Source organism: uncultured Slackia sp., from assembly GCF_934630525.1.
In the GTDB taxonomy this organism is placed as follows: domain Bacteria; phylum Actinomycetota; class Coriobacteriia; order Coriobacteriales; family Eggerthellaceae; genus Slackia.
Map to the genome: position 1 here is coordinate 35005 of NZ_CAKTVX010000004.1, position 11976 is coordinate 46980.

An 11976-nucleotide genomic window follows, 5' to 3' on the forward strand; every position below is an offset into this window, starting at 1 on the left:
ATGGGCTTGGAATCGCTCGATCGCGAGGCGTTCACGCAGATTCGCGATCGTCTCGATGAAATCGCGACGCAGGTGCGCGGCGACGATATGCCGCTCGATGCGGCGCTCGATTTGTATGATGAGGCCGTGAAGCTGGGCATGAAGGCGACCGAACTGCTCGAAACGCTTGACGCCTCCGATAGCGATGCGCCTTCTTCGGAAGGCGCGATGCAACGCTAGTCGCGCAAGGCATCCGCGAGGTGCCGAATTTAAATACGGAGATTGGGAGTTCCTTAATGGAGAGCCATCGCATTCTCGATATGATTTCGTCCCCCGCGGACTTGAAGCTCCTCACCAACGAGGAGCTTTCCATACTTGCATCTGAAATTCGCGAGCAAATTATTACGACCACGTCGAAAACGGGCGGCCATGTGGCGCCGAGCCTTGGCGTAGTCGAACTTATTCTGGCATGCCACAGCGTGCTCGATTGCCCTCATGACAAGCTGCTTTTCGATGTGGGCCACCAGTCGTATGCTCATAAGCTCGTTACGGGCCGCTTGGGCGAGTTCGACACTTTGCGCCAATTCGGGGGCATGTCTGGCTTCCCAAAGGCGAGCGAAAGCGAATATGACGTGCACCCTTCCGGCCATGCGTCCGATTCGGTTTCGGTGGCGCTGGGCCTGGCTATGGCACGCGATCTGAATGGCGGCGATGAAAAAATCGTTACCATCATCGGCGATGCATCGCTTTCGGGCGGCATGGCGTTTGAGGCCCTCAATCAGCTGGGCCAGTTGCAAACGCCCATGGTCATTATTCTGAACGACAACGAGATGTCAATCTCGCGCAACGTGGGCGCGTTCGCTCGTTATTTGGGCGAAAAGCGCGCGAGTCGCGAATACACGCGTACGCGCGATTCGGTGCAAAGTGCGCTCGAGGCAAGCGGTCCGCTTGGCCGCGGCCTGGTCGATTTGGGCCGCAACGCGAAAGATTCTTTCAAGCAAATGGTCATTCCGGGTGAAATGCTCTTCGAAAAGCTCGGCATCACGTGCACGGCTCCCATTCCCGGCCATGATATTGCGGCGCTCAAGCGTGCGCTGCGCGTGTGCCTCGAAGCCGACGGCCCCACGCTTCTGCATGTGGTTACCAAGAAGGGCAAGGGTTACGGTCCCGCCGAAGAGAACCCCAGCAAGTTCCATGGCATTGGGCCATATGACATCGCGACGGGTGAAGTGAAGAAGGGCTCAAGTACGGCGCCGAAATATACGAGCGTGTTCTCGAAGGCCATCGTTGCCGAAGCTGAGGCGAATCACGATATTGTCGCCATTACCGCCGCCATGAAAGACGGCACGGGTCTTGCCGAGTTCGCCGAGAAGTTCCCGAAGCGCTTCATCGATACGGGTATCGCTGAAGAACACGCGGTGGCGCTTGCGAGCGGCTTGGCACTTGGTGGGAAAAAGCCCGTCGTGTGCATTTACTCGACGTTCATGCAGCGCGCGTTTGATCAGCTCGTAATCAATAATGCCCTTGCGGATACCAATGTGGTGTTTTGCCTCGATCGCGCAGGGCTCGTGGGCGACGACGGTCCCACGCACCATGGCGTGTTCGATATTGCATATGGCCGCATGGTCCCTGGCGTTCGCATGATGGCCCCTTCCGACGAGGCCGAGCTTGTGCATATGCTCCATACGGCTTTGGCGCTCGAGGGTCCGGTTATTCTTCGTTGGCCGCGCGGCGAAGCGCGGGGCGTTGAGCTTCCCGCTGCGCCCCAGGTGCTCGAAGAGGGCAAATCTCGCACGACGCGTGAAGGTTCCGATGTGGCCATTCTCGCGTTCGGCCGCATGGTTCAAGAGGCGGAAGGCGCCGCCGATATCCTTGCCAAGGAAGGCGTTTCCGTGCGCGTCGTCGATATGCGTTGGATTAAGCCTTTTGACGAAGAAGCGGTTCGCAAGGCAGCGATCGAATGCAAGCTCGTGTGCACGGCCGAAGAAGGTGCCATTGAAGGCGGCATTGGCGAGGGCATTTTGGAGGCTCTTGCCGCAAACCCGCCGGCGCAGGTGCCGCCCGTGCTCACGTTTGGCATTCCTGACGAGTTCGTTGAGCAGGGCAAGGTGTCGCAGCTGCACCATATGCTCGGCATCGATGCCGAAGGCATGGCCGCTCGCATTCGCGAGAAATATGCGGAGCTGTAGGCGTGGCGAAGAAAACTGCGCAGCCAGGCGCGCCGCAATCCAAGAAACCGAAACAGAAGAAAATTCGTTTGGACGATTTGCTCGTTGAGCGCGGCTATTTCGCCGATAGGGGCGAAGCGTTGCGCGCAGTTCTCGCACATGAGGTGCGCGCGAATGACGTGTATCCTACAAGCGCCGCGGTATTGGTGAACCCCGATGCCGATGTGTTCGTGCGCAATCGTCGCGCCTATGTGAGCCGTGGCGGACATAAGCTCCAAGGGGCGCTCGATGCGTTTGCCCAAGATGTGCGCGGGGCGCGCTGCATCGATGTTGGCTCGTCGACGGGCGGCTTTACCGACTGTCTGCTTCAGGCGGGCGCCGCTGAAGTCGCGTGTGTCGACGTGAACTACGGACAACTCGCGTGGAAGCTTCGCGAGGATGAACGAGTGCGCGTGTTCGAGCGCACGAATATCAAAACGGCCGTTCCTGCCGAGCTTGGCGCGCCGTTCGATATCGTCGTGGCCGATTTGTCGTTCATTGGCCTGGCCGGATTGGCCGACGTATTCGCTGCACTGTGTGCGCCTGGCACGGTGTGCTTGCTGCTCGTGAAACCCCAGTTCGAAAGCGCCCATGACGAAACCGACCGCGGAATCGTGCGCGACGAATCGGTTCGACTGCGCGTTGTGAAAGAAGTTTCCGACGCTTTCGCTGCTGTCGGCTTCTCTATTGAGGGTGCGGTAGAAAGCCCCATCAAGGGCGCCGAGGGCAACGTGGAATATCTGGTGAAGGCCGTCTATCAGGCTTAGGCTGTATGCCGCGAACCTGAGGCACGGCGCGTGCGTCGAAGTGAACATCGCATGTGCCGTTGAGGTGTCATTCGCGGCATTCGAATGTTGATTTGCGTGCCGCGAACTCGTGGTGCGCCGTTGCTGTCGCTTAGGCACCTTTGCTGTCATTTGGAGCCGCCGCTGCATACGCGCGCGGCTGCGCTCCTTAAGTGAGTCGCCGGCAGCGCGCAATCGGGGCTTAGAGCGCTTTCCCCGAACTCGTCTTTTAACGCAATCCATACAGAAGAGGACCGCCATAAAGGGCGGTTTTCTTGTGCCGCTTCGTCCGCGCTAAAATTAACGATATAAATTCCTAATTAGTATTCCATTTTCCTTTCGTTCGGTCTAATATGATATCTAGTTGGTAACATATAAGCAACGACACAAGGGGGTAAGGAAATGGACGCGTTGTTTGACGTGGCGCTGCTCTCGCGAATTCAGTTCGCGGTAACGGTGGCCTATCATTTCATATTCGTTCCGCTTTCGATAGGCTTGGGCCTTATCACGGCGATTTTCGCGACGAAGTATTATCGAAGCCGCGACGAAAAAGATGGCGCGGCCATGCATTTCTGGGTGCGCATCTTCACGGCGACGTTCGCCATTGGGGTTGCGACGGGTATCACCATGGAGTTCTCCTTCGGAACCAACTGGGCCGATTACTCGCGCTTCGTGGGCGATATTTTCGGTGCGCCGCTCGCCGCCGAAGCCCTGTTCGCCTTCTTCTTGGAATCGGTCTTCCTCGGCGTTCTTCTCTTTGGCGAAAAGAAGGTGTCGCCTAAGTTCTACACCGTGTCGGCATGGCTCGTGTGGGCTGGCTCGTGCCTGAGCGCACTGTGGATTCTGATTGCCAATTCGTGGATGCAAACGCCGGCTGGCGCCGAGCTCGCGAGCGATGGATCGAAGGCCGTTATCACCGATTTCCTTGCGGCGGCCTTCAATCCCTCGACTCTGCCGCGTTATACGCACGTGATCGTGGCGCTGCTCATTTTGGGCGCATTCGTGTCCATGGCGGTTGGGGCGTGGTATTTGCTGAAAGGCAAGCACTCCGATTTCGCGATGAAAACCGTGCGTATTGGCGCCGTGGTGGGCATCGTGGCATCGTGCGCGATGATCGTAACGGCCCACGCTTCGGCGGTGGAGGTTTCGGAAGAGCAGCCCACGAAGCTGGCCATGATGGAAGGCATGTATAACGACGAGGTGCCGCCGCTGTACGCTTTCGGCTGGGTTGACGAAGAAAACCAGCAGGTCATTACTCCGCTCGCGATTCCTGGCGGCACGAGCTTCTTGGCGACGGGCACGTGGGATACCGAATATGCCGGCCTCAATTCGCTCGCCGAGACCGAAAAGTATGGCGAAATGAACGTCGCCGACATGCCGGTCAATCTGGTATTCCAGTCGTATCACCTGATGGTTGCGATGTATGGCCTCATTATGGTCACCGCGATTCTCGCGATTGCGTTCTCGCTGCGCGGCGGGCGCATCGCGAACATGCGCTGGCTGCAGAAGTTCCTTGTCGCATCTCCCTTGTTCCCGTTTATCGCCATTCAAGTTGGCTGGATTACCGCCGAAGTCGGTCGCCAGCCCTGGGTCGTGTATCCGTCGACGTCGGGCCCCGATGGCGTGAGCCTTCTTACTAACAACGCCATTTCGCAGGCGGTATCGGCGCCTGAGCTGCTGCTTACGCTTGCTCTGTTCGCGGTGGTGTATGTGTTCCTGTTCATTGGCTGGGTGCGTGTGATTTCGCACTTCATTAAGCGCGGCCCCGTCGATACCGTTGCGGCTGCTGAAGACGCTGCGCAGGCAGCGTCTGCTGCGAAGGCCCTTGACGCAAAGGATGGTGAATAGCGATGAGCACTCTCGCTGTACTGTGGTTCTTCCTGATATTCGTTCTTATCGCGGGCTATTTCGTACTCGATGGGTTCGATTTGGGCGTGGGCGTGCTCTATCGCGCACTTGCGAAAACCGATGCCGAGCGCGCCCTTGTGCGTCGCAGCATCGGGCCTGTGTGGGATGGTAACGAGGTGTGGTTGCTCACGGCGGGCGGCGCGCTGTTTGCCGCGTTTCCCGCGGCGTACGCCACGACGTTTTCGGGGTTTTACCTGGCGGTCATGCTCGTGCTCTTTGGCCTGATCGTGCGCGCGGTGTCGCTTGAGTTTGGCGCGCACGACCCGAAATGGGGCCGCGTGTGGGATGCATGCTTCACGGTCGGCTCGTTTTTGCCGGCTCTGCTGCTGGGCGTGGCGCTCGGCAACGTGATCGCCGGCGTGCCGCTTGCGGCGAACGGCGACTATGCGGGCGTGCCGCTGCTTGGCTTGCTTTCGCCGTTTACGCTCGTCGTTGGCGCGCTGGGTTTTGCGATGTGCATGGCGGCGGGCGCTGCGTGGGTGGCGCTGAAGACCGAACGCGCGAGCGCGGTGCATGAGCGTGCGGTAACGCAGCGCCGCGTGTGGCACGTTGTGGCCCTCGCGCTGTTCGCGGTGGCGACCGTGCTTGCGTTTGCCGTGGTGAAACCGCAGTTCGCCTCGGGCATGCTGGGCGCGGGTGTGGTTTTCGCCATTGCGTTCGTCGCGTGCATTGCGGCGTCAATCGCACAGGCGAAGAAGCGCAACGATTTGGCCGCCTTTGTTCTGCAATCGGTCGCGGCGGTATGTTTGGTGGCATTGGCTGCGGTGTCGATGTTTCCGAATCTGGTCGTCGCGACGCCCGGCAGCGTGGGCGAGTCCATCACGCTCATGAACGCCGCCTCGTCTGACACGTCGCTCGCATGGATGACGGGCATTGCCTGCATCGGCGTTCCGTTGGTGCTGGTGTACCACGTGATTGCCTATCGCGTGTTCAGCGGGCGCCTTGCTGAAGAGGATGTGGCTTAAATGGACGGCACGGCGAGCAAGAGGGGTGTCGCCCAAAGGCGTGGGAGCGTTGTTGAGGAGCGGGGGAGTTCCATCAATGGGCAATGGAGCACCTCGGAGACGCGTCTCTACGAAAGGTGGCTCTCGGTGCTTTGCGCGGGCATGGCGGTGTTTGGCATTGGTGTGATGTTCGTGGGCTATAAAGCCCCGACGGTGGGGCTCGTTGCGACGGTTGTGATGCTCGTGGCCGCATCGGCGCTCTTGGCGATGAAGGCAAAGCGGAACATGCGAAAGTAAGCGTGTCCCGGTGCCCTGCCGCTTCGCGCTTTGTGCGCGGCGGCGGGCAAAATCGCGACAATGCGACGCCCATAAGGAAAGGCGAGTCGTTTCGAACGGCTCGCCTTTTTGCGTGAGGGGTCGAATGGGGTTGTCGGGTTGGGGTTGGTTTGCTTCGCCGCAAATCGCTAGAGGTCTTTTCGCTGGTAAATCGCCGTGCTTATGGCACAACTCGCAGCGAAGAGCGCAAGCGATACGACGGCCAGCGAAACGAACAGAAGGCTTAGGTGGGCATCGGCCCAGGTGCCGAAGCTTTCAAGCAGCACGGGGTCGAGTGCCTGCCCCGCAATCGCGAAACAGACGCAGCCCGCAAGAACGATGAAGCACATGAGATAGCGAACGCCCTTTGTGGCCCCAAATTTGACGAGGAACGGCTCGCCTATGGCGACCATGACAATCACCGAGAAGGTCGCGGTAAATGACCCTGCCGCTATCTCGATCGCCGGCATCGTTTCGAAATCATGGATGAGCGAAGGTAGGATGGCGTTAATCGCGACGCCAAGCACCGCGGCGCATGCCGCAGTGGCGAGGGACGTAAGAAGAATCGATCCATATCGCGCGGCAACAACATCGCGGCGCGAGAAGGGCAGCGATGCGCGGTAGCGCTTCCATCCGTTTTGGTCGTCATATGAGGTGAGCGAAAACATAAGGATCATGGGAACCATGGCGCTCACACAGGCAACTGCCGAAATGCAATTGCCTATGGCAAATGCCATAATGACGCAAACGGGCACGAGTATCACGGCGAACGCCGGCATGAAGGTGCCCACAATGGCAAGTTCCGATTTCAAGGCCGCTTTCATTGTGCGATTCCTTTCAACGTGAAGCGCAGGTAGTCTTCTATGGAGGCGTGGTCGCAGGGGATTTCAGGAAATGCTTCGGCGAACTCGAAGCGGTTGGGCACGAGCGCATCGCAACTGAATTCGTGCCGCTCAATGCGTGCCCCTTCGACGCATTCGAGAATCGAACGAGCCTGCTCTGCGGTGCAATGGGCGATGCCCGCCATATCGGTAATTTCCTCACGAGGCATATCGAAAATGATGCGGCCGTCATGAATGCCCACGACGCGATCGGCGACGCGATCAAGGTCGCTCGTGATATGGCTCGAAAGCAACGCACCATGGCCTTCTTGTGCGGCGAATTCGCGCAATGCGGTGAGCACGCCGTCGCGAGCGATGGGGTCGAGTCCTGCGGTGGCTTCGTCGAGCACGAGCAAATCGGCCTTATGCAAAAGCGCCACGGCGAGCTGCAGCTTCATGCCCATGCCGCGGGAGAGATCCTTCACTTTCGCCTTGCGAGAAAGCGAAAATTGCTCGGCGAGGCGCCAGAACTGCGCTTTGTCCCAGTCGGGGAAGGCGGGTGCGACGCAGCGTTCCACTTGGGCTATGGTGAATTCTGCCGGATAGGGGCACGTGTCGAACACCACTCCGATGCGTGGGCGCACGCGGCGCTGTATGCTGTCGGGCGCATTCGGGCCGAACGGCTCGCCGAACAGGCGCAGCTCGCCGGCGTCGAGCTTCATGAGCCCCAACGCGGCTCGTATGGTCGTGGTTTTGCCTGCGCCGTTTGCGCCGACGAAACCGACGATCTCGCCGGGCGCCACAGCAAGGTCCACATTGCGCAGCGCGAAGCTGTCGCCAATCTGGCGTTGTGCATCTTTGATTTCCAAAAGGTTCGCCATGATGCCGCCTTTCTATTCGAGTGTTTCGGGGGCTACGAGGTCAAGCGCCTTATGCAAATCGGCGCGGGTGACGCCGAGCGTTTCGGCGAGCATCGCCGCTTGCGCGAGCAGCGCCTCCATGCGTCGCAGCTCTTCTTCGCGCAGAAGTCCCTGATTGCCTTCTGCGACGAAGCAGCCTTTGCCTTGGACGGTTTCGATGAAGCCCGCTTCCTCCAGATCGGAGTAGGCGCGCTTGGTGGTAATGACGCTCACGCCGAGCCCGTTTGCGAGCGCTCGGATCGATGGCAGCTTCTCGCCACTCGCCAACGTACCCGCCAGGATGTGCGCTCGAATCTGCGAGGCGATTTGCTCGTAGATGGGTTTGTCGCTCGAGTTGGATAGGATGATGTCCACGATGGTTCCTTTACGTGTATATAACCGGTAAGCACAGTATATATACACTATGCACAGTTGCGCAAGTCAAATCTCGTAGAAAATCGAATTGAACGATTCACCAGGCGATATATTCAATTGGATTATTGATTGGCTTCACTACCGAAGGGACCCGCTTTGTTCGCGCTTAGAAACGATCCTCGTCATCGGCCTTGTGTCCTTCTTCGCACAGCTGCGTGCCTAAAGTTTCGAACAGCTCTTCGCGCGAGTGAATATCGAGCTTTTGATAAATATGGCGTATATGAGCTTTAACGGTGCCATTGGCTACGATGAGCTCGTTTTCGATATCGGAAATCGTTTTGTGTTGGGCGAGCAGCAGCAAGACTTCCTGCTCGCGCGCCGACAAGCCCTTTTCTTTTGAAATGGCATCGCATCGGTCGACGAGCGCATGCCTTTTTTCAATGGGGTCGCTGCCGTTTTCGGCATAGAGGAACTTCGCGCCCCAGCGGCTTGCCAGCTCGCGTTCCGAGAACAGGATGACCGTGCCGCCGATAATGGCGAGAAGGGCTACGCTCGAAGACACAAGGTCGCCATTGAGGGATGAGGGCGCGATGGCGTCGATACCCGCATCGACGTAGCGTCCGAGCATCATGAACAGTGCGCGTACGCCGCGCTCAATGCCGAAGAGCCATATCGCCGAAACGCCGTAGCGGTAGCAGATATTGGCCAGAATGAGCATGATGAGAATCGAGAATGCCGTGTAGCCTCCGGTGGCGCAGAAGTTGCCCCAGAACGAGTCGAACAGGCCCAATGCCGAAGGAATGATGAGTGCGCCCGCCATAAGCGGCAGGGCCGTGCGGTATATGGTGCCGAAGTCGAAGTTCTTGCCCTGCAGAACAACGCCCACCATAACCACGAGTGCGGCCGCGACGGTGCCCAGTGCCGAATGGGGGCCGAACGTGCCCGCATAGAGGTATTTCTCGAGCAGCCCGTAGGCGAAAGCGTAAATCGCCATAAGGATGATGATTTTCCAAGGCACGGAGAACTTGGCCCATGTGGTGCTTGGCAGATTGTCGCCCGGAAGCACATTGAAGCTTCGAGCGGCGCACAGGAGCGAGAATATCGGCAAAATCGAGGTCATGACGAAGAGCCATGGAATGGCGAAACCGCGGTAGATATATACCGTGAGGGCGCCTACGATAATTGACCCCGAATAATAGAAGGCCACACGCATGGGGTTCATGCATCCATAGAGCTCGCTCCAAATAAGGATCATGAGCGCAATGCCTATGCCGCCCGCAATCGACGCCACGATGGCAAGACATTCGGCGATTCCTGGATAGAACAGCGATGAGAACGTGCATACAGTTGCGACGGTGAGCAGCGTGCCGCAAAGCACCCATGCGGCGTGTTTCGAATAGAACGGGGAAACCCTGCGCGCCCCCAATGCGCAGCCCAAAAGAACGATGCTCATAACAATATCGAAGAGGTCTCGCGTTGCGAAATGCGCCGATGGAAAGTCGACGAATGATCCGACGAAGACGATTTCAATCCATGCGCGATAGATGCCGAGTCCCAAAAAAGCGAGTGGCAAAAACCCCGCCGAGCTAAAAGGTACGTTTGCATTGCGTATAACGCGGTCTTTTTGATTTTCCATGGTGCCTAAACCCCTCCCGGCACGTAACCTTGTCCACCATTATAAGGCCCTCTTTGCTGCGTCATGGCTGCAAGCTGGATGAAGCGGCTGTTGAAGGAAAAAAAGAAACGCCTGGCCAATTGGGGTGTTATAGGGGTGTGTTACATATTTAAACCCAGAATCCGCCCCGCGCGGTCGATTACGCAGCCTTTTTTCGGGCATATGGTGCAGCCATGCCGACGGGGCAAAAGGGACCGCACAATGTGCGGGGCGCCGTCGAAACGAGGATGAACGAGGAGGGTTTCATCATGAAGGAAATGAGCCGTAGGGATTTGTTCAAAATCGGCGGCGTGGCAGCTGCTGGCGCCATGGGTGCTTCGATGCTCGCGGGCTGCTCGCCTTCTGGCGAGAAGAAAACGGAAGGCGGAAACGCCGCCGCCGACGACAAGAAGGTCAACGATATTGCGGGCCATTATCGTGCCGGCACGCCGTCGTTCCTGTCTGCGCCCGAGCCCATTACTGATATCAAAGAAACAAAGGAATACGACATCGTGATTGTTGGCGCAGGCGCCGCGGGCGTTCCTGCCGCGATTTCCGCCAAAGAGGCTGGCGCGACCGTTGCCCTTATCCAGAAAGAAGCGACTGCGATTTCTCAGGGCAATACCGCCACGGGCATTCTTCTTGACGGTTCCGACCCCGCGGGCGTTTCCGCTGTTGTATCGACGCTGCTCAAGGAGCACCAATTCCGCGGCAACCGTGCCCAAGTTGAACTGTGGGCCAAGAATTCCGGCGAGGCGATTACGTGGATTTTCGATCTGGCCCAGAAGGTTGGCGCCCAGGTTTCCGACACGACCAAGAAGTGGACCTCTACGGTGCAAACCGTGAATGGGTACCCGTTGAGCTATCTGTCCATCGATTTCGGCCCGAAGCCCTATAACACGGGCGACGGTATGCGTGCCTTGGCCGACTATGCCGAAGAGCAGGGCGTCGAGGTTTTCTATAGCACCGAGGCGAAGCAGCTCGTTGGCGATGCGGAAAGCGGCATCACGGGCGTTATCGCCAAGGGCGCCGATGGCAATGTTCAGTTCAATGCCAAGAAGGGCGTTATCCTTGCCGCGGGCGATTACCAGAACGACGATGAGATGATGGATTACTATCTGCCCGATTTGCATTATCTGGGTCGCAAGCAGAACAACAAAACTGGCGACGGCATCAAGATGGCCGTGTGGGCTGGCGGCCAAATTGAGCCGATTGCCCACACCAAGATGCTGCACGATTTCGATGCTGGCCCGGGTTCCATGTGCGATATGCCATTTTTGGCCGTGAAAATGAACGGCGAGCGTTTTGCCGACGAAACCGCTGGTATGTCCCGCATGAATTGCTTCCTGCGCAGCGAGGAGGATGCGGGCAATTACTGCCAGATTTTCGATTCGAATTACATGACGCAGGCTGAGGCATGGCCTGGCAAGCTGTTCGATCCCGATGCTCTGAAGGCGTATATGCCTGAGGAAAGCGGCGAAAAGAAGGGCGTGTACGAAGACCAGGTCGCAACTTTCAAGGCCGACACCCTTGATGAGCTTGCCACGAAGCTGGGCATTACCGACGCCGCGGCGTTCAAGAAGAGCGTTGAGCGCTATAACGCTCTTGCGGCTGAAGGCAAAGACGAAGACTTTGGCAAAGACGGCAAATGGCTTACTACGATCGACACCCCGCCGTTCTATGGCATCCATCGCAAGGTTCGTGTGTCGGCCGTTGTTTCTGGCGTGCACGTCGGCGAACACATGGAAGTGCTCAAGGCCGATTCCACCGAGCCGATCAAGGGCCTCTACGCCATTGGCAACACCGCAGGTGATTTCTATTGCGGCATTGACTACACGATGTGGATGCCCGGTTTGTCTCTCGGTCGTGCGCATACCCAGGGTTACGTCACGGGTAAATACGTCGCGAGCCTTTAGGCGAGAAGGGCGCACCGCCCGCATTTCCGATACCTCTGTCGGCTGAGCGTCCTCCCTCCCTTGCGCTAGCCGAAGCTTGAAAGCGGACCGCACATGGTGCGGTCCGCTTTTCGTATGTTGGGGCTATAATGCGGCTTCGAATCGATTTTTCAACCTGCTCTGCAGTGCATCGG

Annotated in this window: 11 protein-coding genes; 7 read left to right on the forward strand and 4 right to left on the reverse strand. The window is 58.2% G+C overall.

Annotated features, from left to right (window positions below; translation table 11 throughout):
• The 6 genes from Q0D41_RS04680 to Q0D41_RS04705 all read left to right on the forward strand — a co-directional run bounded on the left by Q0D41_RS04680 (position 1) and on the right by Q0D41_RS04705 (position 6120).
• Positions 1-219, forward strand: coding sequence for an exodeoxyribonuclease VII small subunit (locus Q0D41_RS04680; protein ID WP_114614826.1), 219 nt, complete (start codon positions 1-3; stop codon positions 217-219).
• A gap of 56 nt (positions 220-275) precedes the next feature.
• Positions 276-2168 (forward strand): 1-deoxy-D-xylulose-5-phosphate synthase, encoded by a 1893-nt coding sequence (gene dxs, locus Q0D41_RS04685; protein ID WP_294375938.1) that lies wholly within the window; start codon positions 276-278, stop codon positions 2166-2168.
• A 68-nt stretch (positions 2169-2236) separates the two neighbouring features.
• Positions 2237-2953: a TlyA family RNA methyltransferase gene (locus Q0D41_RS04690; protein ID WP_294375941.1), complete on the forward strand. Its 717-nt coding sequence runs from the start codon at positions 2237-2239 to the stop codon at positions 2951-2953.
• 420 nt (positions 2954-3373) lie between these two features.
• A complete protein-coding gene (locus tag Q0D41_RS04695) occupies positions 3374-4819 on the forward strand; it encodes a cytochrome ubiquinol oxidase subunit I (RefSeq protein ID WP_294375944.1) in 1446 nt (481 codons plus the stop codon).
• 2 nt (positions 4820-4821) lie between these two features.
• Positions 4822-5844: a cytochrome d ubiquinol oxidase subunit II gene (cydB, locus tag Q0D41_RS04700; protein ID WP_294375947.1), complete on the forward strand. Its 1023-nt coding sequence runs from the start codon at positions 4822-4824 to the stop codon at positions 5842-5844.
• Positions 5845-6120, forward strand: coding sequence for a hypothetical protein (locus Q0D41_RS04705; protein WP_294375950.1), 276 nt, complete (start codon positions 5845-5847; stop codon positions 6118-6120). It abuts the gene before it with no gap.
• A gap of 167 nt (positions 6121-6287) precedes the next feature.
• Here the strand turns inward: Q0D41_RS04705 and Q0D41_RS04710 are convergent, their stop codons facing one another.
• The 4 genes from Q0D41_RS04710 to Q0D41_RS04725 form a co-directional block, all read right to left on the reverse strand.
• Entirely contained in the window at positions 6288-6962 is a 675-nt protein-coding gene (locus Q0D41_RS04710; protein ID WP_294375954.1) for an ABC-2 transporter permease, read from the reverse strand.
• A complete protein-coding gene (locus tag Q0D41_RS04715; RefSeq protein ID WP_294375957.1) occupies positions 6959-7840 on the reverse strand; it encodes an ABC transporter ATP-binding protein in 882 nt (293 codons plus the stop codon). The genes Q0D41_RS04710 and Q0D41_RS04715 overlap by 4 nt, the downstream gene beginning before the upstream one ends.
• 12 nt (positions 7841-7852) lie before the next feature.
• Entirely contained in the window at positions 7853-8233 is a 381-nt protein-coding gene (locus tag Q0D41_RS04720; protein ID WP_294375959.1) for a GntR family transcriptional regulator, read from the reverse strand.
• Between the two features lie 166 nt (positions 8234-8399).
• Positions 8400-9806 (reverse strand): LuxR C-terminal-related transcriptional regulator, encoded by a 1407-nt coding sequence (locus tag Q0D41_RS04725; RefSeq protein WP_294375960.1) that lies wholly within the window; start codon positions 9804-9806, stop codon positions 8400-8402.
• Between the two features lie 350 nt (positions 9807-10156).
• Here Q0D41_RS04725 and Q0D41_RS04730 point away from each other — a divergent pair, with 350 nt between their 5' ends.
• Complete coding sequence (locus Q0D41_RS04730) at positions 10157-11803, forward strand: FAD-binding protein (protein WP_294375963.1); 1647 nt, start codon at positions 10157-10159, stop codon at positions 11801-11803.
• Positions 11804-11976 lie beyond the last annotated feature (173 nt).

Bases quoted from the DNA above. Each gene is read 5' to 3' on its own strand.
- Q0D41_RS04680 (WP_114614826.1), top strand. From the start codon at position 1: ATGGGCTTGGAATCGCTCGATCGCGAGGCGTTCACGCAGATTCGCGAT.
- dxs (WP_294375938.1), top strand. From the start codon at position 276: ATGGAGAGCCATCGCATTCTCGATATGATTTCGTCCCCCGCGGACTTG.
- Q0D41_RS04695 (WP_294375944.1), top strand. From the start codon at position 3,374: ATGGACGCGTTGTTTGACGTGGCGCTGCTCTCGCGAATTCAGTTCGCG.
- cydB (WP_294375947.1), top strand. From the start codon at position 4,822: ATGAGCACTCTCGCTGTACTGTGGTTCTTCCTGATATTCGTTCTTATC.
- Q0D41_RS04705 (WP_294375950.1), top strand. From the start codon at position 5,845: ATGGACGGCACGGCGAGCAAGAGGGGTGTCGCCCAAAGGCGTGGGAGC.
- Q0D41_RS04710 (WP_294375954.1), bottom strand. From the start codon at position 6,962: ATGAAAGCGGCCTTGAAATCGGAACTTGCCATTGTGGGCACCTTCATG.
- Q0D41_RS04715 (WP_294375957.1), bottom strand. From the start codon at position 7,840: ATGGCGAACCTTTTGGAAATCAAAGATGCACAACGCCAGATTGGCGAC.
- Q0D41_RS04730 (WP_294375963.1), top strand. From the start codon at position 10,157: ATGAAGGAAATGAGCCGTAGGGATTTGTTCAAAATCGGCGGCGTGGCA.